Consider the following 21,895-nt stretch of genomic DNA (forward strand, 5'->3'; position numbering starts at 1 on the left):
AGCCGAGCAAGGCGACTATATTTCTGACCGTATATGAGCAGGTCGTGGGTTGTTGATAAAGCGACACGGCGGCGGATCAAATAAGCTAACAGAAAAATTTAATATATGCTGGAATAGCTCAGTTGGTAGAGCAGCTCATTCGTAATGAGCAGGTCGCGTGTTCAAGTCACGTTTCCAGCTCCATATTGTAATAGTCCGAACACTGGAAAGTGCTCGGACTTTCTTGTTTTTATGCCTGATCTTGAAGTGTTTGTGATGAGGGTAAGATTTAAGCACTGATAACATAAGAAAGCCATACCGCAACTGCAGTATGGCTCTTTATCAAAACAGCTGAAGCTGTCCATCGATATTTGATTTTACATTACGTATATTCACTTTATCATCATCTTCGATTTTGCCAGAGATGAGTGGGGATAACGGATTGTGTTTCTCATGATTTTTGCGTGCCATTTCGCCGTTGAAATTTGCATAGCAGTACATACAACCGTTTTCACATGTGTTATACATACCTATATCAATACTCTCAATGCAGCCGCAAACGCCCCTTTGATTTTTATCTTTCCCTATCTTAAGCTGATAATTACCTATCCTTTCAAGGCGTTGTTTATCAATGCAGCAGGCATGTTCGACATTTAAAGATGAAAGGTCATATTCTTCAGCGCAAGTATCAATATATATTCCATTATCTTTTGCAACTGTCGAAAAAAAGTCCATTAAGTCAATGACCTCATCATTTAAAGGTATATGAATGTTCAGAGGCTGAATATTTCTTTCTGTGTTTTTATATAGGTCTATGAAGCTTACTGTGCATTTTTCCGTATAATTGCTTAAGGATTCACATAACTTTTTAAAGTATTTTTTGTGATATTCTATTGTATAGTGTTCATTTATCAATATCGGGTCGTATCTCCATACAATGCGCTCTTTTCCTATTATCGATGAAAGCTTTTTAAAAGTTGGTATAATCACATCATTTTTGGACGGTATATTTTTTTCTACATCTTTTCCATAAGAATTAAGGGTGAATTGAAAATAATATGTGTATTTATCAAGTTCGTGTATTCTTTCAAGCATAGGTGTAGGATTTTTTGTCCAGAATACTATACCGTCAACAACGTCAGGTGACAGACTTATTTGGCTTATCTGGTGTATATTCATTGGATTCCTTACACAAACATAGCCTTCTTTTAATCTGTTAAACATCCAATCGGAGTAAAATGAAGGAATGTCTGTTCTTCTGCTTGCACTTATAATCATTTATTCACCTTCTTTATTATCATTTGAGCGCTGGCACAAGTATTAAATGGTGAAAACTTCTTCAGATTCGTTAGATTAAAAAGATTTTGATTGTCAGGTAATTCTTCACCGTATGTATATCCTCTTGGATAGTATTCACTGGTAGCATTATCATTGCAAAAGTGAGTTTTTGAATATTGTGAATTATTTAACTTGCTTAATAAAGTATCAAAATGATCTCTTCCGCCGCCATATCCGCATCCTAAGTTAATATCATTTAGAATTACATATGTGTTTTGTAAAACTTTGGCATTGTAGTATTCTGCGAATGTATCTATAGAGTGTTTGATATCATTTGCAGTCGTATGTTTTTGAATATCTGAAAATACATACTGAAAAACGATAAGATTTGGGACCCATTTTCCGTTTGCAATTTCATCAATCAGAATACATGCGTCTTTATAGTAAAAATGTATATCTATATTGTCTTTTTTAAGTTTATTAATATCTTGATGGATATTTGCCCAAACATCTTTGCTGTAATCTACACCACGATACTTAATGCTATTAAACGATATTAGCTTTTTTTCTTTAAGAGCATCTAAAGCAAACAAATCTGTACAAGGACCGCAACCAAAAGATAAAACTTTTAATTCGTCAACATTTTGTATGCCTGAACATCTTTGAATTGCATACATTAACTCTGATGTATACCTACAAGAGTACTTGCAGGTATAAAAATCAGCCATATGAACACAATCATATTTTCTTTCGGGGGCATTTTGAGGGGCATGTTTGGGATTATGTAAGTAATCCAGACATTTTTCGCAGTCGTGCGGACAATATTCTCCATATGAACAATCTTCGCATTGTTCGCATTCCGGTTTCTCATAGCGATTTATGCATTTTTCAAGGATTTCATAAATCAACATACTATTTCCCTCCTACTTATATTTATATATTTGCCGCTTAATTATCTGATACAATCTTTTTTGTTGCCGCAATTTTCTTGTCGGAATACAAAACAACGTCCTTGATAACAAGCTTATGTACTGATGAAATAAGCAATTCCATAGTCTCAAAATCAGGTGTCCCATTTTTCACAGGAAGCTGAATGAATAATTCATCTGCATCCTTGGCATAGAAGTTCTTCCCATAATTAAATTGACCGTTATGTGAAGATTTATGTATCGCTGTTGTCACAAATATAGAAGCATACTTAGGCAGCTTTTCTGTGTGAACAACTGCAATATGGTCATCTGCACCGTATTTGTAATTCCGATACTTTGCTGAGCCGAACATATCAATGGTGGTAGTATTCTTTTCAAAAACTTCAACATCATTACTGATGTAAGCAGAAATGCCCTCATCAGCTTCACCGGCTGTAACAAACGGTAAAGTACCACTTATTCTATCTGCACCTTTTAATCTCTTGCCACGTGTAGATTGACCGAACAAATCTTTAAGATTAAACGAACTCCATTCAAGCATTTCAAATTTTTGAAGAGCGTCCAGCTCTTCGTCCGACAATTCATAATTGTCGTATCCGCTTACTTTTAAGTAAGCGGATAGCTCCGCTACTCGCTCCGCCTCCAGCTCCGCTACTCGCTCCGCCTCCAGCTCCGCTATAAAGGACTCCATAAAATCAAAATCGATTTTGCCGTTTTTGGTGGGGAGTTTAATTTTGTCATTTTTTATTCTTTCCCAACCAGCTTTATTAGTCCATTCATAATTACCATAAATTGTTTTATGTATTGAGCTTGTTAAAAAGATATAACTGTTATCCGACAATTTTTCATCTGTGTATATCCATTTAATAGCATATGCGTCCTGCAATACTGTAAACTCTTTACTTTGATAAAATGTTGCACCTGTATTTGCACCATTAGCAGAAATAGAAATAACATTTTTCAAAATAGTGGCATTATCTCTTGGAACATAATTATTAAGACCTTGGTTTTGGATTCCTGCTGTTAAAGCAGGAAGAACACACTCGTTTGTAGGAATATTTGGCAATTCCGAAGTTTTGTATTTTAAAGAGTTTACTGAAATTTTTTCAAACAAATCCCCAAGCCTATACTCGCCCCACTCAACATTGCTCAGCTTTTCATTGAGTGAGGCATTTATTTTCCCAGGCGTTCGTTCTCGTTATCCTGATTTTTAAGCAATGTTGATACTTCCCAGGCAAGATAGTCGCTTACTGTTTTCTTGAAATCTTCAAGCGTAGGCTTTGTATCAATCGGTGATGTCTGGTTCCAGTCTGCACCGTTTTCAGGGTCTATTGTTCCCTCGTAGTATTCTTTTTCAGTGAAAATATTGAGCTTTGATTTTCCATATCGAACAAGGTCAACAACTTCCTGATATCTGCCCTTGGCGTTGTCTGTATCAAATAAATTGCAGCTTGCTTTTTTACGATTGCTGCGTGTATAACCATCGTTGGAAAAATCAATGAATTTTACAACATCGTCCTTCTGATGAGCTTCGCCAACACGGAAAACGTATACATTTGTCTGAACGCTTGATTTTCCGACAAATAAATCTATGGGCATTTTTATACTTGCAAGAAGTGTGCTGTGTTTCAGTATTTTCTTGTTATATCCGCTTGCTTTTCCCGAACCTGCGGAGTTCTGAATAATAATAGCAGCATATCCTTTTTCCATCATTGATAAAGCTTTTTCAACGAATACCATACCATTTCCGGGCGCTGAATATGGTGGATTAAGAACAAATGCGTTTGCCGGGAACTTATCATTGGTGTTGCCAAAGCCGTAATTACCGTTAAAGTCTTTTAATGAGTCTTTATTCAAGATATTAGAGCTGCCATCACCCATCATAATCATATTAAGTATGGCAAGCATATAAACGCTCGAAAGAATTTCCAGACCAAGAAGCTGAGTTGCTTTTATTTGGGCGGATTTTATTGCCAACTGTTCGGGAGATTTAATTTTGTCCTTCGCATCAATGAGCATTTCGTTCATAGCAGCAACAAGAAGACCTGCCGAGCCTGTTGCAAAGTCCCATACATACGAATCCTTGTTTACCCTTGCAAGCTTAACAAGCAGAGTTGCGACATAGGAGGGAGTAAGAACTACATCGTTGAGCTTGTCCTGTGTAAACCCAAGCCAGCCGTACATTTCATTGAACAGCTTGCCGGTAAAGTCTGTTGTGAGTCCTATTTTATAGTAAATACCGAGGTCATCAACTATTTTTGTGAAAACACGCTTCAGCTGGGTTTCTCCGTTTTCAACCTTGTTGATATTGTCGGTAGTAAGTGTATTCTGAAGTGTTCTTACAATTAAATCTCTTTTATCTTCGGGAAGCTTTTTGGCAGCAAGAAAAGCTTTGATTTTCCGCACCATAATATCGCCGTCGGTATTGTCTTTTTCATCGGAAGAAATCAAATCAGATTTTTTCAAAGGGTATACATTGTGCTCGACATCGCCGAGCGTTGCCATAATAGAGGCGGCAACAAGATATACTCTGTCGTTTTCACCAAGCCCCTTTTCGTTTTGATAGATATCATTATTCAGCTTTACAAGGCTTGCATCTATTTCACGCTCACGGCGTTCCTTTAATTTTTCTATTTCTTCCTGCGTAAGAGACAGAAGTCCTACTTTTTCTATAAAAGCATCGAAGTTTTCCTTTTTAAGAAAAGAAAGGTCGGTATAGTCATCAACTTTCTGACCAACACCGAAATTGCTTTTTGAAACATAATACACTCCGATAGAATGTTCAAGTTTTCCGCTATCGTTTTTAAAGCCGGTAACTCCGATAGCGATTACATCGGTATAGCCTGTATAATGAAGTATAGCGTTTGCATAGTGAACAGCTCCATTCACTGCATAAGAGTTTATATTCTTATAGTCAGGTTCGTTTTTGGAATTCTTGTTTGCAACATTTTTTTCACTATCAAGCTTAATAAGCTTATCTTTATAGCCCTTATATTCAATAAGGATAGGATAGTACTTACCATCACTGCTACGCAATAACAGCTTTGCATCAGGTCTGTTACCGCCTTTGCCACCGCTTTTTGAAAAATAGTCGTTTAAAGCCTGGTCTATTTCAGTGTTTAACGACTCCTGCTCCAATTTATAATCAAGCTTATATGATTTAAGCCAACCATTTACTAAATCAGCAATATTGGGTTCAACCGACTGAACTTTTATTTTAGCCATTTTGAATTCTCCTTATCAGTTTTTTATGATGACAATTGAGTTATCTTCACCCGCCCACCCCGTAGGAGATAACTCAATCGGTGATAGTGCCGAATATGTATAACTTTTCATTATTTATTATACCACAACGTTTGTCAAAATTCAATGGGAATTTCCATATTTCTGCTAAATAAGCATAAATTTATCCGTCTGAAAACGCTCAGGCGGATTTTTTATGAGCCGTTATGTGAAAATTTGATGAAAATTTGCTTAAACAGTGAACCACCCGTCCATTTTTTCGGCGTATAAAAGTGAGTGGTGATTTTCGGTGTTATTGCAATTGTGAAAGTTTGATGAAAATTCACGGGAAAAGGTGGTCACCTGCCCGATTTTTTACTGTATATAGTAGAAGGTGTTTTTCAAACAGACGCAGAGGTGCGTAACGGAATGTTATTTTGATAAAAATTCAGGACAAAAGGTTAGCACCTGCCAGATTTTTTGGCGTATAAAAGTGAGGGGAATTTTCATCGCAACTGAAATTGTGAAAGTTTGATGAAAATTCAAGAGAAAAGATGGTCACCTGCCCGAATTTTTACTGTATATAGTAGATGGCGTTTTTTATGTAGGCTCAAAGAGACGTGACAAAATGGTATTAATGTAAAATGTGACATTTTGGGTTTACCCCGTCATTTTTATTCGTCTTGAATAGTAGAGGTTGTAATTTTATTTCAAATCTTCTGTGAAACAAGGTGTAAATTTGCCTTAAAAATGGCAGTGAGTAGAGGTTGAAACAGAAAAATTGAGATTTTTAACGATAACATAATGACAATATAATAGTCCAATTTGTGAGATTCTAAATTTTTAATTTTTTGAAAACTTTTTGCGAGACTAAAAAAAGTCTCCGAACAAGCTTCTTCGGCTAACGTTTTATTTTTCAAAATATTAAACGCAATCGCATAAGCCTTAGACCTATTTTGATTATATAAATCCTCAAATGATTTCTTATCGTCTTCGTTATCAATTAAGGTTAAGTATATTGCAAGCATAATGCCCCCCATTTATTTTTGTTTATCATTTTCATACAGCAAAACCAAAAACTCCGCCAACGCCCGTAATTTCGCCTTAAACTCGTCAGATATTTCAACGGATTCCTATGCTGTCCTACCCTCCAAGGCATCCTTAACCGCCCGGTTACACAACCGCCACCATTTCAGCTTACTCCCGTTATGGTATTCCTTGCGAAGAATCTCTGTTGCAGAATTAACAGCCTTGTTTACAGCGTTTCTGGTGATCAGCATATAGTCCGCAATGTCGTTAACGGAGGTCTCTTCATACCCGAATGCACCATATTTTCTGCCGAGAATTTCTCTGTCCCTGGCTGATAAGTTTTCAAACAATTCCTTGAAAAGCTCAAGGCTAACTTCAATGTAAACCTTGTTATCGGGGTGCAGATCGTTAACGACAAGCCCAGGATTTTCAATGTACTCAATTCCGTTCTCTGTTTCCGCCCGTATCATCAGCGTTTCCGTTTTAAAAGAGAATGACAGACAGCTTTGAACGGTTTTCCTGTCCATGCCAAGCTCCTTGGATATATCCGAATTTGACATACCTTCATTATGCAGCTTGCGGCATCTTTGTATTTTTGAGAAATCGGAATGTGAAAGTCCTGCCGGAGAACTGAAATTTTCAATAAACTCCTGCATTGCATATCGAAGTTGGGGAGTAAGATATGTCAGTAGACTGCCCTTTCTTGCGTCATATTTTTTTGCTTTCAGCTTTTCAAAGAACGTCAAACTGCCAACCTGAACAAGGTCTTCAAAGGTATCGCTGAAACGCAAATAATTTTTGTAGTCTTTTGCGACCGCAGCAGCAACGCTCTGTATGAACCCGACATTCTGCTCGTACAGATCATATAAAGCTTGCATATTACCGTCATAATATTTCGATATCAGTTCCTCATTTGTCATTCTTAACCGCCTTTGGTCTGCCTCTCTTCGGAACGTCAAAACCGCATAATTTGTAAAGATTTTCAGACTGCATTTGCTGTTCAAATTCCTCATTGCTGAATTCGGGAGAGGTCATTGCTCTATGGTACAGTTCTTCTGCTTGTCGCAGAAGAACAGATTTTTGTTTTTCATCAATAACTTTTCTCTGATAGCTTCGCATAACCCTGTTAAGACAGCGCCGATATGACTGATATTTCGGATTATCCGCATTTTCTTCCTTAATTCTGACCGTTCTGTAAGCCATCTGATTACAGGTAAACCTCGGATTTTCAGGCGCAGCCTTGTCGCAGTATCTTGTTTTGTAGCCTTTGGTCATAAGAAAGAATCGTCCGCAATGTTCACATCTGCGTATATGATGTCCTGCCATAAGACCTTTTAGAAAATCGACCTTTAAAAAGCTCTGCAATCTATCAACATGGTAGTATTCCGCAATTACATACTCTCCGCAGCCATCGGTTATTTCTTTGGGGATCATATTCATTTCAAGAAAATCAGCGCTTGTATACGACATATATTCATTCATGATAGGATTTGCAATCATCTTGTACGCCATAGGATTTGTAAGAAAGTCATAGTAAGCGGCGGCAAAATTTTCGGGATCAAGCTTTTTAAGATGTGACAGAAAATCGTTCACAAAGTAATACATAGTCTTATTGAAATTAAAAATATCATCGATCACAGGCTTGTAAAGACTTGCGGTCTTGTAATAAAGCTCCCAGTTTTCGGAATTCATAATTGTGCCGTCCATATCAGTAAATCCTTTGAAAAATTCGACAGCATTCTGAGTATCAAGAACCTGAAATATTTTATGTTTTTTCAAAGCCGTATCTATTTCGACCATCATGCTGTTCAGCCTGCCCCACTCCTTTTTTAAGGGCGGTATATATTCAACGGAATTATCCTTTTCAGCATTGATTTCATGGTTCATTATGTATTCCGCCGATCTATACTTATCATATATCTCTTCGAATTCGGAAGGAGGTATATTCATACATGATGCCGAAAGCTCGCCCAATAAAAAGTCCTGACCGTTGACCTCAATCATATTTCCTTTGACATAAAAACAAATATCGTTAAACATAATTACACCTCAAGGCTGTCGTTTTTACAGTTTCCAAATTAAGTATATCATATTTTGCCGCAATATGCAACTGAAAATGTCGTGTTGAATAAAAAAATAATGTTATGTGATTTTATTCATTTTCTGAATTTCCGCATATAATAATATCAGAGGGTAAAAAACGCACCGCAGAAAACTAAATCTGCGGCGTTTTTTGTTTGCAGAACCGAGGTCAGCGGCTTTGCATATCAAAAGGAGGTCGATAAAATGAAAGAATTAAAAATGTACAGCAGCGAGTATATTATGAATACTCCGATGAAACCGATCGAATATTGTGTTGACGGTTTGATCTCGCAAGGATTGTTCGTCCTCGCAGGAGCACCGAAAGTCGGTAAATCGTGGCTGGCTCTCGATATGTGCCTGTCCATTGCAAAAGGAGAAAAGGTGCTTGGAAAAGAAACGTTATGCGGTCATGCGGTATATCTTGGCTTAGAGGATAGCCTGATACGTCTGCAAAACAGGTTGTATGAACTGACAGACGAGCCGTCCGACAATCTTCACTTTGCAATTATGGCGGAATCAATGTCAAACGGTCTGCCTGAACAAATTGAATACTGCAGGAAGCGGTTTGACGATTTGAAAATTGTTGTGATAGATACATTACAAAAGGTGCGTAACGAATCGGAGTCAGGCTACAGTTCTGATTACAAAGAGTTGTCTGTGTTGAAATCTCTTGCAGATAAGCTTGGCGTAGCTATTGTTCTGGTTCATCACACACGAAAGTGTTCTGACAGCGACCCATTTAATATGATTTCGGGCAGTACAGGTTTGAGCGGTTGCGTTGACGGAAGTATGGTTCTGATTGAAAGTAAACGTGGAAGTCGTACAGCAAAGCTTCATTGTGTAGGTCGAGATATTGAAAATCAAGAGATCAATGTTGTGTTTGAAAGCAGCAGATGGAAAGTGTCTGATGAGATTAAAAATATCGAACCCGACTATTTTTCATTTGCTGTTCATGACTTTATGGTAACTCAGAAAACGTTCAAAGGCTCTGCTACTGAACTTGCTGAAAAGTTATCTGCTCTGCTGGACAAAGAAGTGTTTTCAAATCGTGTCAAAAAAGATTTAATTCAGCACGCTTATGAATTGCTGAATTACGGAGTGACGTTTGAATCCAAACGCAGCAACGGACAGCGAATAATTATTCTGAATTACGATATGAAAAGTGACAGCAGTGACGGCAGAAATCTTATGCCGGAGGTGTGTGAAAACGCTGACCCTGCTGTCACTTGCGGTAACAGTGAAATGCTTGAAAAGCCTTTAAATACGTTGCTTGCGATTGATGAGTACGAAGTTGAGGCAGAAAAATCCGCTGTCACTGTTTGTGATTCTGCCGACCCTGTTGATGACGTTACTGACCCTGCCGCTAATGAAGTTTATGAAATCGAGTTAATGAGCCTTGATGAAGTACTGCATATGTCTGCTAATAAAATAAGAAGTCAGCTTGCGAATAAGGGGATTGAAATTCCGCCGTTTGAAACGCAAAGAAAGGCAACGTAAGCCGATTTGCGTGGCTTGAATTTTTGTCGGGTAAGTCTAGCAGAAACAGCTTAAAAGCCGACACAGGCGATTTGTTAGCCGCTGTGGGCGATATGTGTGAGAGGTTTTAATTCTGATAATAAAAAGGCAGTTGTTAATCTGCACAAATACCAGATATGCAGCAGTTAAAGCAAAGTAAAATATTTCATTGCAAGTTAAAGTTTCGGGGTCGTAGCCCCCTAAACGTTCACAGCGGACGAGCAAAGCTCGCTGCAAAAATGCCGAAAACACGCAGTTTCAGCAAAATGATTGTGCATAATTTTTATGGGGTCATAAATTTGAGCTTTGAATGATTGAGGGGTCGTAAGTGCAGAAGACTGCACAAAATCGGCATATTTTCAGGCGTTGTAATTGGAAAATGTGAATTTACGACAAGAAAAAAGCTGTATATTAAAAAACAGTTAAGATGGTGCGTAACTAATTAGCACCATCAAAATTTAAATATGAAAGGACTGAACTGATTTGTTTATACGAAAATTAACAATCGACGTAATGAAACGGAGCGTGATAAGCGAATGGCAGAAGAAAAGACTAAAAGATACAGCCTTGATAAACCTCTGTGTCAGGACAACACAGAGGTGCAGTCGGCTGAATATACCGATCACTACATCAACGGTGTGACCTATCGTGTGTGGTCTGCATTTGAGGGTAAAACCAATGTAGCTGATAGTCTCAGCAGACTAATGTTTCGCAAACTGGAATCAGGCGAACAGGTCGGAGAGGTAGTCGATGAATTTCAAAAAGGAATAGAGCGTATCAATAACAGCTCCTTAGTAACAATGTAAAATTTCAATAATCGGACTTAGCAACATTCAACAAATATTTTTACAGACAGCGGATTTTACTGGCATTTACAGCATAGTTGTGATATACTTGTGGAGCGGAAGATACCGCAAGGCTTATTAAATCCGCTGCTGAGAAAGGAGTTACTATGAAAAAACAGCAGCATTACAAGGCAGCACTTTATTGCAGACTTTCGGTTGATGACGGAAACTTTGGAGGAAGTGTTTCTATCGAAACTCAGAAAATTCTGCTTGAGCAGTACTGCAAAGATCATAAAATTACAGACTACAAATTCTATTGTGATGACGGTTGCAGCGGAACGAACTTTGACAGACCGTCCTTCAAAAAAATGCTTTCGGACATTGATGAGGGCAAAATCAATCTTGTTATCGTCAAAGACCTTTCTCGGTTTGGACGAAATTATGTCGAGGCAGGTATGTATGTTCAACGGTTTACCGACAGCAATATCCGATTTATTGCGGCGGACGATAACTATGATTCTCTTGTGAACAGCGACGATTTGCTGTTCCCGATAAAGAATGTAGTCAACGAAATGTACGCTCGTGACGTTTCAAAAAAGACCAAAGCGGCGAAAAAAGCTAAGGCGAGGGACGGACAGTTTATCGGATCAAAAGCTCCGTTCGGCTACAAGATAGACCCAAATGACCGTCATCATTTAATCGTGGACGAGCCTGCCGCACAGGTTGTTAAAAGAATTTTCAGACTTGCATCAGAGGGTGTTGGCTACAACAAAATGGCAAAAATATTTAGAGAAGAAAAGGTACTAACTCCCATTGCCTACTTCAACCTCAACAATCCGGATTACTTCAAATCGGATTACTGGCGCAAGGAATTTGACTGGCACGTTACTTCAATCCGCGCGATACTCAACAATGAAGTCTATCTAGGCAAGCTTGTTTACGGCAAGCAGAGAAACAAATCCATGAAAAGTAAAGAAAAGGTACGCAATCCTAAAGAGGATTGGATCGTGGTTGAAAACTGCCACGAGCCTATCATTACGCAGGAACTGTGGGATACGGTACACAAAATTCTGAATGCCAAGCACCGTCCTGCAAAGGCGGGAGAGGTTCAGATGTTTGCCGGACTTCTCTACTGTTCGGATTGCGGTCATTGCCTGACTTACTCGCAGAAACAGCGTAAAGACGGCAGTTATCACGGAGCGTACTCCTGTTGGATGTACAAAACTCACGGCAAAGAATACTGCGCTTCGCACTACATTACGTTTGATACAATTTACGAGCTTGTACTGATCGACATTCAGCGTAACTTGTTTCAGTACCGCAAAAATACGGATAAATTCAAGTCGATTTTAAGTCGGAAATATCAGTCTGATTCACAAAAGCAAGCGGAACAAATCACACTCGAATATGAGCAAAAGCAAAAACGCTGTGAGGAACTGGATAAGATTATCAGCCGACTTTATGAGGACAATGTTCTTGGGAGGATAGGCGATGAGAGATATGAGTCTATGTCGCAGAGTTACGAGTTGGAACAGGTGGAAATCAAAAAGGCGTTACCTATTCTCAAATCGAAAATTGACGAGTTGAAAAGACAATCAGATTGTGCGGATAACTTTATTAACGTTATAAAAAAATACACCATAATCGACAAGTTGGATGCCGCAATACTAAATGAGCTGATAGACAAAATTGTTGTTCATCACAAAGAACAAGCTGAGGACGGAAGAACATTTCAGCAGATTGAGATTTATTACAGATTTGTCGGAAAACTCGGCACGGAGAATGAATTATCCAAGGCGGCATAACCGTGCAAATACAGCGGTTACACACGAAAAATCAAAATACGATATGACGTCGCTTTATCGACAGCCCATGGTCGTCGGTTCGAGTCCGACTATCAGCTCCATCGCAGCGTGGTCTGCAGTTTGCCCTCCGATTCATTTGTATGGGTCGGAGGGTTTTGTTATGTTGGCAGTGTAGGACATGGGGCAATGGCTGATATAATAGTACAGAAAAAAGGACTGCTGCTGTCAGGCGGCGGTCCTTTTTGGTATTATTCTTCGATTTGTTTTCCCAAGAACATGGCGGCGGCTTTGGCGAGCATGGATTGTTTATCGGTACAAAGCTCGGTATCGTCGGTAGCCATGAATGCCACTGCGCCTGTTATATCGCCGTTTGTGAGGATAGGGGCGATGGTGAGGGCGTGGGTGGTGATACCCTCGACGGCTCTAAGCGGCTCGGCTGTGGTATCGGTATAGTCAAAGGTTTTGCGGTTTTCCAAAAGCTCCTCCAGAGCAGGGGAGAGGCGGCGCTGTGAATACTCTTTTTTCGGCACGCCTGACACTGCCACGACGTGGTCCTTATCGAACACCACGGCAGGCGCTCCCCCAAGCTTTGAGATGACTTCCGCTGCCTGAGCTGCGCCCTCGGACATTTCGTTTATGGCAGAATATTTTTTGAAGATGACCTCGCCGTCGGGATTGGTGTAGATCTCGAGGGGGTCGCCGTTACTGATAACGTTGACACTAAGATTCCTGCCTCTGCTGTCCGTTACAGCAGCTGCAAGCTGTCCGGCTGACTTTCCGATCTTAGTGCCTTGATTAAAATTTTCGGCTGATCCATCTGCTCCGACTGTCACAAGCTGCTGCTCTGTAAGCGTGCCGTATTTCAGCAAACAGTCGATATCCGCTTTGAGATGAATTTCAATTCTGTTTTCAAAGACCACTATCTTGTCAATTATAAAATTCAGGTCGTTCTTGTCAAGAGCGGGCTTGTTAATGATGTCATCGAAAATCTCCAGCACGGTTCTGGCGGTGCGGTTCACTCTGACAACGGTGTTGTGCTTGTCGACTGCAAGCTGCATCTGATTTTTCAGTCCCTCGATACGCAGAGTAAGCTCGTCTATCATCTCGGTGTAGGTCTCCTCGATTATCTCCGCACGGTCGGGGTGTTTCATAACATCCCTCGCCTGCTGTCGGGTGAGCATTTTCATTTCCGCCTTTGCGTCCTCTATCTGCCCCTTAATCACGTCAACGGTGGACTGACTGCTTTTCGTTTCATGCTGTTCTTTAGCAATGGACTCCTGCAAGCGTTCGATCATCTCTGTGGAGTTGTCACGCACCTTTTTGATATAGCTTTTCAGCAGATCGTCCAGCATATCAACTCTGGTATGGTGCGAGGTACAGCCTTTTGTTCCTCGCTTGTGGTAGGTTCCGCAGGTGTAGGCAGGAGCAAGATCGTTACGGCTCATTGCGAACATGGGTGAGCCGCAGTCTCCGCAGAAAAGATAGCCCGAGTACACATTGTCGTACTTTTTCACTCCCCGATAGTGAGAGGTCGTACGCTTCTTCAGCTGCTCCTGAGCCAGAGCGAACACCTTGTAATCGACGATAGGAGTGTGATTATTTTCAAATACTATGTGGTCTGTTTCGTCCTGCTTGACCTCCCCGCCGTTTATCTTCTTACGCCTGTACTTGCCCTGACGGAGCGTGCCGATATAAAAATCGTTCTGCAATATCTCGCTGACGGTGATGATACTCCACGTCTGCTTTACCTCACGCTTGCACTCCTCGCCTTTAGCCTCCCTGCGCATTTTTTCGCACATTCTAGGCGTGGGAATATGCTTGTCCGTAAGATAGTTGGCAATTTTTTTGTATCCCCAGCCGCTGTTGTACCTGTCAAAAATATCTCGGACAACCTCCGCCGCAGGTTCGTCAACCTCGAACTGCATGGTCTTGTTGTTTATCATAACGTAGCCGTAGGGCACAGCGCATATCCACTTGCCCTCCTCCTGACGGCGTTTGATGACCGATTTGACCTTTTTGGACGTATCGGTAACAGGCATTTCATTGATAAGAAAGCGGAACTGAATTGCCGTCCAGTCGTCATAGGTAGGATAATCAATGTTATCGCCAATCGAGATAATCCTCATTCCTGCGTCACGCAGATCTTCCAATTCCACCAGTCCCTTGCTGTTTCGTCGGGAAAATCTGGAGAAGTCCTTGATGATCAGAATATCGTACTCTAATCGAAGCATTTTCTTTCGCAGCTCCTGATAGCCCTCACGCTGTTCAAACGTATATCCCGATCGGTCACGGTCCTCATAGAAATCAAGCGTGCTGTCTGGAAACTTGCGTTTCACAAAGTCGGCTATGATAGCTTTTTGGTTTTCTATCGAGGTGTTGTCTCTGTCCATTTCCTCGTCGACAGAAATTCGGCAATAGCCTGCTATGCTGTACTTTATGCTCATTGTTTCACCCTTTCAATGTTGATTATTTTTTCGGTTCGGTTTTACCTTTGCGAATACTTACAATGTTGTCAGAAATATTCGTTTTAATTTATATCAATATTGTATCATATATCTTTCAGAATTGCAATAGGCAAAGGCAATAAATATCCGAGTGAAGATTTTATGACTTTGCCGCAATTTATGTTTTTTTACGTCAGTTATGTACGGTGCGCCTGATTGCGCACCACAAATCATAGGCAGAGGTTGTGCTCTATCAATCCCTCCGTGCAGTCAAACAAGTCGTTGTCCCCCGACATAAATACGGCAACCTTGTATTTTTTATCGCTGTACTTGTCTGCAGTATTCTGCACGAATTCGCTGATACTATCGTCCTCCTGCTCCTGATTTGTCAGCCAGATCTCTACGATCCGCTTATTTTCACTGACGTTAATTTCCAATAGGCAACACTCCTTTTGATTCATTTTTGACTTTGGGATTTAAGTTATTCAATTTTGAAAAATGCGGCAATGTCCTTTGATTTTCTGTTACGACTCCTGAAATCACACCGATTTTACGTGATTTTCAGTACTTACGACCCCTGAATTCTTCAAACCTCGAATTTATGACCCCATAAAAATTATGCACAACAATTTTGCTGAAACTGCGTATTTTCGGCACTTTTGCGGTCAGCTTTGCTGTCCGCTGTGACTGCATCGGGGGCTTACGACCCCGATGCTTTAACTTGCTTTACAATATTTCGATTTGCTTTAACCTCTGCATATCGGTGATCGTGCAATACTGACAGGAGCAATTTTTACCGGACTTTCATTCTCTCATCAGAAATCACCGTTAACCGCCTCGGACGTCGCACACATTCGGCGTGTATGGGCTTTAACCAACATAGGTGGGGCAAGGATACCGCCGAGAATCGGCAGGCTCACACGGGCGAGATTTCGGCGTTTCTTGCCGTGCGCAGTTCGTTACTCACCGCAGAGCATTCAATCAAGCGACTGGTTTCGTTACTTACCTCATCACAGAATTCAGCGTCTATAATATCATCTTCTTTCATAGCCTTTTCATAAAATTTCGATATCAAATCTGCCGCCTTATCAGGATGGTCCAGACAGTAGTTCCAGAACTGATAACATTGTATTTCCATTAGCTTACGCTTAAGCTTTTCGGGATTGCCGTCGCACTCCGCAAGAACCTTCGGCGTAACATAAAATCCGTACTTCCTTATCGTCGGGAGCACCTCGTCGCATATCCAAGCACGAAACTGTCTGCCGATCGGTAACCTTGAATTGAAAATCAGCGAATACAGATCTCCCTCGCTGATATAATTCTTCACGATAGTTTTTAACGGACTTTGCGGATGCGGAACAGTAAGCTTTATTGGCTCGTCGCAATGGTCTATGATAGCTTTTCTCGGATTGTGATATCCGAGAACCTTTGCACACTCCGATGCGGGGAAGTACAGCTTTCCGTTAACTTCAACACACTCAAGCTGACCGAACTCTGTGTCCGCAAAAGGATTACCATCAATTATCATTAATTTTTTCAACTTCATAAAAATTCCTTTCCATAGCAGAAAAATGAAAATCGCAGATGCGCAATTTGATATTCCGCCTCCATTTCGTTACGCACCTACCAATACTTATCTCTACTATACATTCTTTCTTCTGCTATATTAATATTATTAGTATGTTATATTAAAGGTATGTCTATGTGACACGGAGGGTATCGCAATTTATGTAATTCTGACCGCGTTGCCAATTCGTTACATACCACATTGAATTTATTTAGACAACAAAAAAGCTCGCACATATTTCAAGTTCACGATTAGTGCAAAAGGATATAATTATCCCGTTGCTATCAAAATCGTGCCTTAAATATGTACGAGCATTAAGCTCTAAAAGTATTTGCCGATATGTTTATGTAAGTAAAAGGCACTTATTTATTAAATTGTAATTTTATGTTAAATGCTGTTGTTTCTATTTGATATTATAGCATTAGAACACTCGTTTGTCAAGGGCTGATAAAAAACTTTTTGGCACTCCAATATTTTTATTCTCGGAGAGCGCTTTGTTTTGAACTACAAGTATATCACACAATGCTACAAAATTCAGTAACCAACTTAAAGCATAAGCAATAAACCTTTAAAATGGACTTGACTTCTCCCTAAAACAGAGTTAACATACGACAAAATGTGCAGTATACGCCGAAATTATCTTATAATATACCACTATAAGAAAAAAAAATCAATCCACGGATTGACTAAAACTGACAAAATTTACTGTATGTTTTGCACAAATTCAACGAACGAAATCTCACAATCTGTATATTTAATTGCAAAATATCAAGGATTTTAGGCTGTTTTTAACTCTTTTTTCTTCTATTTCTGGTCAAAAATCTCGTCAAAACGGGTGTATACTTAAAGTACATATTTTAAGGAGGTTTCGCCATGTCAAGACGAGGAAAAAACATATTCAAACGCAAGGACGGTCGCTGGGAGGGCAGGTATATTTCAAGTTACATGGAAAACGGTAGAGCAAAGTATTCGTCTGTTTACGCTTACAGCTATGTGGAATGTTCGCAGAAACTACAGCTTGCTAAAGTTGATTTGTTGCCGAAAAACGATCCGATAACGGTATCAGAACTGTTCTCGGTATGGCTTGCAAGTCGCAAAAATAGCATTAAATCATCAACCTATGTCAGTTATCGCACTATGTATCAGAATTACATCGCTGCGCCGTTCGGAGATATGCGTGTTGGCAGAGTGACTTCATTTATAATCAATCGCTATGTGTCCGAACTGTTGGAATGCGGCGGAGATGACGGAAAAGGGCTTTCATCAAGGAGCGTGCAGGCAATTCTGATCATGATGAAATCTGTATTCGCATACGGAGAAACTGAATACAAGCTAGATGACCCTGCTAAAAATGTATCGCTGCCAAAATCGGAACATAAGGAAATTGAGGTTTTTACAAGCGTTGAAATGGCAAAAATCCGTCAAAATGCTTTGTGTGATGACTGTCAAATACTTGGCGTTCTGCTGTGTCTTTATACGGGTCTGAGAATAGGCGAGATATGCGCTTTGAAATGGCAGGATATTGACCTTGTAAATCAGGTAATTCATGTATGGAAAACGCTCCAGCGGATTAAAAATCCGAACGGAATTAGTCCTAAAACTATTGTAATAATCGATGAGCCTAAGAGTGCAAAGTCTATCCGTGATATTCCTATTCCGACTTTTATGCTGTCGCAGATTGCTAAAATCAAACGAAATGTCAATCCTGACTGCTACTTCCTGACTTGCTCTTTGAATTATACCGAACCGAGGACTTATCAGTACAGGTACAAAACTTTTCTGAAACACATTGGTGTAACGTATAAGAATTTTCATGTTCTGCGGCATACCTTTGCTACGGAGTGCATTCGGCTTGGGATTGATGTAAAGACGGTCAGTGAGCTGCTGGGTCATGCAAGCGTGAAAATTACTCTTGAAAGATATGTGCATTCCAACATGGATATGAAGCGTAAACAGCTTGAAAAACTGTATGCTTATGTTTAGCTTTTCTTTTTTATTTCTGGTCAGAATTGTGGTCGGAAAGCTCCGCAAAGCCTTGATTTATCGGGGATTGCGGGGCTCTTTTTCTTATAGTGGTATATTATAAGATAGGTATAGACACTTAGATTTATTCAAGTGAAGGAGCTTTATTATGTTTTGCAAAAAATGCGGAAAGAAATTATCAGACAACACAGTTATTTGTCCCGTTTGCGGAGAACCTACGGGAATGCAGCCGACGCCTTTCCCTCAACCAAAACCTACGGGAATGATGCCGCCGCCTTACACTCCACCAAAACCTACGGGAATGATGCCGCCTTACACTCCACCACAGCCACCCATTCATCCGGATCCTGCCACTCAGGTGAGTTATTGCCGTAAATGCGGTGCTGCTTTGCCTTATGGGCAGACTCTATGCAGCAATTGCCAAGCAGGTCAACTAACCGGGCAAAACCCGAAAGTAATAACATTTATGATCTCACTCTTATTATTCTATATGAAAGGTGAGATTAGAATGGAACAGAATTTTATTAAAACCAAACTTCCGAATGCGATTTTATTCATACCATTTGGCACTAAACGAAAAAGTATTCCTATTAATCAAATTTCATCAGTCAATTCAAATTTCTCATTGAATCCAAAATCCTTTATTTGCGGACTTGTTGCTTTAATTGCTGCCATTATATGCTTAGGTGGATCTCCTGCATGGGGAATTATATTGTTATTACTGGCAGCATTGTATATTATAGATTCTTTTACAACAATGCTTGTCATAGAAAAGACATCGGGAAACGTAGAAGAAATTCCATTTTACATTATGGAAAAAACAAAATGTGAAAACATTGAAGAGATGATAAATCAGATTATTTCTCAAAGAATGTATTCAACCATGCAAAATAATTTTTAGGAAGTGACCAGCTATGTTTTGCAAAAAATGCGGAAAGAAATTATCAGACAACACAGTTATTTGTCCCGTTTGCGGAGAACCTACGGGAAAGCAGCCACGCCCTCAACCACAGCCACGCCCTCAGCCGCAGCCTGCTCCTGCCCCTCAGGTGAGTTATTGTCCTAAATGCGGTAATGCCGTTGCACCTAATGCGGAATTCTGTCTACATTGCGGATGTGTTTTAAATAACTTCAACCCTCAAGATGGAGGATTTGCAGCAATAATGAAAACTAATAAAAAACGTAATATACTTATTGCTATTATATTAATGTTGTTTATTGTTATAATTGCTTTTATTTTATTCAGGATATTTGAGAGCAACGAGAGTAAGATTCAAGGAAAATGGTTGCTTTATTCTGATGGTACCGAATTGGTAGATAAAGAAGATCAAGTGACTTGGGAATTTACCAATGGAAGGTTACTCATTTCCGGTGCTTATTCCGAGGAAGGCTACTACTCAATCGATGGTGATACTCTTGAAATATATGATGATGATTATAGAGTAAGTAAGTTACTTGGACATTCTAAAAGGTATGTAATTGAAAAGCTTTCCTCCAACAAATTGATTTTGAGGAAAATAAATACAGATAGAACGTATGTTTTTAAGAGGTTATAACTATGATTTGTAAAGAATGCGGCAATAAAATAGATGATAACTCAACTTTTTGCAAATTTTGCGGATACAAAGTATCTGCGGAATCATCTTGCCAGAAAGCGTATTTAAATACCCCAACCGAAAACAGTTCTGCAATAAAGTCTAAACAAGTGAAAAAAAATATTATAATATCACTATCCTCTATTATAACTGTATTAACTGCTATAGTTTTGATAACAGTTATTATTAAAATACATAATAAACAAGAAAATATTGTCACGGATGACGATTTATCAAAAACAGAGATTGGATCTGGTGTTACTGATAATGCTATTAAAAGCAAATCAGCCAAATCAATAACAGATTCTAATACAAACGTTGAAATAGAGTCTGAAAAAACAGACTCAAATAATAAAACCTATGAATCGATTGAATTCATTGGAATCGATAATTATGACGACTGGTCAGCTGCAAATTTTTATGATACTGACGGAAACGAAGTAGAGTATATCGATAACAAATACTTTTCTGATTTCGAAGAAACAGGTTGTTCAATAACTGTTACTTTAAAATATCTTAATACTGATTATTATGTATTTGCACCCAAAGATGCTGTAGATTGGAATGCTCTTTATAAGCTTGACGGGAATTACATAACCGGTGTACCTACGGCAGCAGATGCAGTCAGCATTAATAATGAATCATATACTTTTCCAAATGAGATCAGTAATGACATTATTGAAAATACAAGAACATTTATACAATCAGACGGTTTTTTCTGTTTATTTGACTTTAAGCCTGAGACAGTTTCTTTCAATCTTTCTGCAAAAGCCATATCTTATCTAAAAAACAACGCTACTATAAACGATGACAATACAGAATATGGTGGGATAGTATTTCAAATGTACGGATGTATTATTACTGATTTGGTAATTGATGTGCCTCTCTCAGTTAATGATGTAGGTATGATTATAAAATCAAACCAGTAAATATTCTAATTATATATAACAAATTTAGGAGGACTTATTATGCCAAAATTAAACCAAAGAGATTTCAATGACGAACCGGTAAAATACGTTACGGAAAAACACGTTGCCTGTGTTTTTCTATTGGATACGTCAAGTTCAATGAACAGCAATGAAGCAATAAAACAGCTTAACGAGGGACTCAGAGTATTCAAGCAGCAGACCCTATCAAGTCTTGATACCCATGCAAAGGCTTGTATTGATGTGGCTGTTGTTACGTTCGACAGTGATGTCAAGGTAATTCAGGATTTTGCTCCGGTAGAAGAAATGGAATTACCTGAACTAAAAGCATATGGAAATACTGCTATGGGCAAAGCCCTGGAAACTGCAATGGATATGGTCACGATGCAAAAAAATAAATACAACTACGCAGGAACACCTTATTTCAGACCTTGGATCTTTTGCGTAACTGATGGTGGTCCAAATGATGATTACCGTGAGTCAGCTGAGAGATTAAAGTGGATGGAGAATAACGGAAAGGCGATTGCATACTGTGTTGGCGTGGACGGTTTTAGAGCCGATATTATGAAACAAATATTTGATCCAAATAATATATACGGATTAAAAAATTGTGATTTCACTGGGCTGTTTAAATTTGTTTCATCCAGTCTGGATGCTTTGAGAAACAGTACTGAGGAATCCGGTTCGTTAAATATTCCTGCACCTGATACAATGTTTAAGGTTCCGCTTGATTGAGCCTGCGGAAATTTTTAAAGA

General features: G+C 39.3%; 18 protein-coding genes and 1 tRNA gene. 9 read left to right on the forward strand and 10 right to left on the reverse strand.

Annotation, left to right across the window (positions count from 1 at the left end; genetic code table 11):
• Window positions 1-107: 107 nt before the first annotated feature.
• Window positions 108-183 (forward strand) — tRNA-Thr (locus RBI_RS12555).
• A gap of 138 nt (window positions 184-321) precedes the next feature.
• Here the strand turns inward: RBI_RS12555 and RBI_RS12560 are convergent.
• From RBI_RS12560 to RBI_RS12590, 7 genes are all read right to left on the reverse strand, one after another.
• Complete coding sequence (locus RBI_RS12560) at window positions 322-1,257, reverse strand: DUF1848 domain-containing protein (RefSeq protein WP_041337432.1); 936 nt, start codon at window positions 1,255-1,257, stop codon at window positions 322-324.
• Entirely contained in the window at window positions 1,254-2,168 is a 915-nt protein-coding gene (locus tag RBI_RS12565) for a hypothetical protein (RefSeq protein WP_041337433.1), read from the reverse strand. Before RBI_RS12565 ends, RBI_RS12560 begins: the two co-directional genes overlap by 4 nt.
• Before the next feature lie 37 nt (window positions 2,169-2,205).
• On the reverse strand, window positions 2,206-3,363 hold the full coding sequence (locus RBI_RS12570; protein ID WP_347503463.1) for a restriction endonuclease subunit S: 1,158 nt from the start codon (window positions 3,361-3,363) through the stop codon (window positions 2,206-2,208).
• Window positions 3,360-5,411, reverse strand: a complete 2,052-nt coding sequence (locus RBI_RS12575) for an N-6 DNA methylase (protein WP_041337435.1) — start codon at window positions 5,409-5,411, stop codon at window positions 3,360-3,362. The genes RBI_RS12570 and RBI_RS12575 overlap by 4 nt, the downstream gene beginning before the upstream one ends.
• Window positions 5,412-6,118: 707 nt before the next feature.
• Window positions 6,119-6,436, reverse strand: coding sequence for an RNA polymerase sigma factor (locus tag RBI_RS12580; RefSeq protein ID WP_041337436.1), 318 nt, complete (start codon window positions 6,434-6,436; stop codon window positions 6,119-6,121).
• A gap of 105 nt (window positions 6,437-6,541) precedes the next feature.
• On the reverse strand, window positions 6,542-7,357 hold the full coding sequence (locus RBI_RS12585) for a sigma-70 family RNA polymerase sigma factor (RefSeq protein WP_022126658.1): 816 nt from the start codon (window positions 7,355-7,357) through the stop codon (window positions 6,542-6,544).
• Window positions 7,347-8,324: a DUF6076 domain-containing protein gene (locus RBI_RS12590; RefSeq protein WP_022126659.1), complete on the reverse strand. Its 978-nt coding sequence runs from the start codon at window positions 8,322-8,324 to the stop codon at window positions 7,347-7,349. The genes RBI_RS12585 and RBI_RS12590 overlap by 11 nt, the downstream gene beginning before the upstream one ends.
• Before the next feature lie 399 nt (window positions 8,325-8,723).
• Between RBI_RS12590 and RBI_RS12595 the strand changes: the two genes are divergently transcribed.
• The 3 genes from RBI_RS12595 (at window position 8,724) to RBI_RS12605 (ending at window position 12,624) form a co-directional block, all read left to right on the forward strand.
• Window positions 8,724-10,016, forward strand: a complete 1,293-nt coding sequence (locus RBI_RS12595) for an AAA family ATPase (RefSeq protein ID WP_041337438.1) — start codon at window positions 8,724-8,726, stop codon at window positions 10,014-10,016.
• Between the two features lie 554 nt (window positions 10,017-10,570).
• Window positions 10,571-10,840: a hypothetical protein gene (locus RBI_RS12600; RefSeq protein ID WP_041337439.1), complete on the forward strand. Its 270-nt coding sequence runs from the start codon at window positions 10,571-10,573 to the stop codon at window positions 10,838-10,840.
• Window positions 10,841-10,986: 146 nt separating this feature from the next.
• Window positions 10,987-12,624 carry a recombinase family protein gene (locus RBI_RS12605; protein ID WP_041337440.1) on the forward strand — a complete coding sequence of 546 codons (1,638 nt, stop codon included), beginning with the start codon at window positions 10,987-10,989 and terminating at the stop codon, window positions 12,622-12,624.
• A 248-nt stretch (window positions 12,625-12,872) separates the two neighbouring features.
• Here the strand turns inward: RBI_RS12605 and RBI_RS12610 are convergent, their stop codons facing one another.
• The 3 genes from RBI_RS12610 to RBI_RS14310 form a co-directional block, all read right to left on the reverse strand.
• A complete protein-coding gene (locus tag RBI_RS12610; RefSeq protein WP_041337441.1) occupies window positions 12,873-15,068 on the reverse strand; it encodes a stage V sporulation T C-terminal domain-containing protein in 2,196 nt (731 codons plus the stop codon).
• Window positions 15,069-15,298: 230 nt separating this feature from the next.
• Window positions 15,299-15,505 (reverse strand): hypothetical protein, encoded by a 207-nt coding sequence (locus RBI_RS12615; protein ID WP_041337442.1) that lies wholly within the window; start codon window positions 15,503-15,505, stop codon window positions 15,299-15,301.
• 479 nt (window positions 15,506-15,984) lie between these two features.
• Window positions 15,985-16,614: a BRO-N domain-containing protein gene (locus RBI_RS14310; RefSeq protein ID WP_051706933.1), complete on the reverse strand. Its 630-nt coding sequence runs from the start codon at window positions 16,612-16,614 to the stop codon at window positions 15,985-15,987.
• An 894-nt stretch (window positions 16,615-17,508) separates the two neighbouring features.
• On the opposite strand from RBI_RS14310, the gene RBI_RS12625 reads away from it, so the two are divergent.
• The 5 genes from RBI_RS12625 (at window position 17,509) to RBI_RS12645 (ending at window position 21,874) form a co-directional block, all read left to right on the forward strand.
• Window positions 17,509-18,618 carry a tyrosine-type recombinase/integrase gene (locus tag RBI_RS12625; protein ID WP_041337443.1) on the forward strand — a complete coding sequence of 370 codons (1,110 nt, stop codon included), beginning with the start codon at window positions 17,509-17,511 and terminating at the stop codon, window positions 18,616-18,618.
• Between the two features lie 148 nt (window positions 18,619-18,766).
• Window positions 18,767-19,519 (forward strand): zinc-ribbon domain-containing protein, encoded by a 753-nt coding sequence (locus RBI_RS12630; RefSeq protein ID WP_041337444.1) that lies wholly within the window; start codon window positions 18,767-18,769, stop codon window positions 19,517-19,519.
• A gap of 13 nt (window positions 19,520-19,532) precedes the next feature.
• On the forward strand, window positions 19,533-20,174 hold the full coding sequence (locus RBI_RS12635; RefSeq protein ID WP_041337446.1) for a zinc-ribbon domain-containing protein: 642 nt from the start codon (window positions 19,533-19,535) through the stop codon (window positions 20,172-20,174).
• A gap of 2 nt (window positions 20,175-20,176) precedes the next feature.
• Entirely contained in the window at window positions 20,177-21,142 is a 966-nt protein-coding gene (locus RBI_RS12640; protein ID WP_041337447.1) for a zinc ribbon domain-containing protein, read from the forward strand.
• A gap of 39 nt (window positions 21,143-21,181) precedes the next feature.
• Complete coding sequence (locus tag RBI_RS12645; protein WP_041337448.1) at window positions 21,182-21,874, forward strand: vWA domain-containing protein; 693 nt, start codon at window positions 21,182-21,184, stop codon at window positions 21,872-21,874.
• Window positions 21,875-21,895 lie beyond the last annotated feature (21 nt).

This window comes from Ruminococcus bicirculans (ex Wegman et al. 2014) (assembly GCF_000723465.1).
Taxonomy (GTDB): Bacteria; Bacillota; Clostridia; order Oscillospirales; family Ruminococcaceae; genus Hominimerdicola; species Hominimerdicola aceti.

Excerpts from the sequence above, each read along its gene's own strand:
- RBI_RS12610 (WP_041337441.1), bottom strand. The coding sequence starts at position 15,068 with ATGAGCATAAAGTACAGCATAGCAGGCTATTGCCGAATTTCTGTCGAC.
- RBI_RS12625 (WP_041337443.1), top strand. The coding sequence starts at position 17,509 with ATGTCAAGACGAGGAAAAAACATATTCAAACGCAAGGACGGTCGCTGG.
- RBI_RS14310 (WP_051706933.1), bottom strand. The coding sequence starts at position 16,614 with ATGAAGTTGAAAAAATTAATGATAATTGATGGTAATCCTTTTGCGGAC.
- RBI_RS12595 (WP_041337438.1), top strand. The coding sequence starts at position 8,724 with ATGAAAGAATTAAAAATGTACAGCAGCGAGTATATTATGAATACTCCG.
- RBI_RS12635 (WP_041337446.1), top strand. The coding sequence starts at position 19,533 with ATGTTTTGCAAAAAATGCGGAAAGAAATTATCAGACAACACAGTTATT.
- RBI_RS12575 (WP_041337435.1), bottom strand. The coding sequence starts at position 5,411 with ATGGCTAAAATAAAAGTTCAGTCGGTTGAACCCAATATTGCTGATTTA.
- RBI_RS12590 (WP_022126659.1), bottom strand. The coding sequence starts at position 8,324 with ATGAACCATGAAATCAATGCTGAAAAGGATAATTCCGTTGAATATATA.
- RBI_RS12600 (WP_041337439.1), top strand. The coding sequence starts at position 10,571 with ATGGCAGAAGAAAAGACTAAAAGATACAGCCTTGATAAACCTCTGTGT.
- RBI_RS12580 (WP_041337436.1), bottom strand. The coding sequence starts at position 6,436 with ATGCTTGCAATATACTTAACCTTAATTGATAACGAAGACGATAAGAAA.
- RBI_RS12645 (WP_041337448.1), top strand. The coding sequence starts at position 21,182 with ATGCCAAAATTAAACCAAAGAGATTTCAATGACGAACCGGTAAAATAC.
- RBI_RS12605 (WP_041337440.1), top strand. The coding sequence starts at position 10,987 with ATGAAAAAACAGCAGCATTACAAGGCAGCACTTTATTGCAGACTTTCG.
- RBI_RS12560 (WP_041337432.1), bottom strand. The coding sequence starts at position 1,257 with ATGATTATAAGTGCAAGCAGAAGAACAGACATTCCTTCATTTTACTCC.
- RBI_RS12585 (WP_022126658.1), bottom strand. The coding sequence starts at position 7,357 with ATGACAAATGAGGAACTGATATCGAAATATTATGACGGTAATATGCAA.
- RBI_RS12640 (WP_041337447.1), top strand. The coding sequence starts at position 20,177 with ATGATTTGTAAAGAATGCGGCAATAAAATAGATGATAACTCAACTTTT.
- RBI_RS12565 (WP_041337433.1), bottom strand. The coding sequence starts at position 2,168 with ATGTTGATTTATGAAATCCTTGAAAAATGCATAAATCGCTATGAGAAA.
- RBI_RS12630 (WP_041337444.1), top strand. The coding sequence starts at position 18,767 with ATGTTTTGCAAAAAATGCGGAAAGAAATTATCAGACAACACAGTTATT.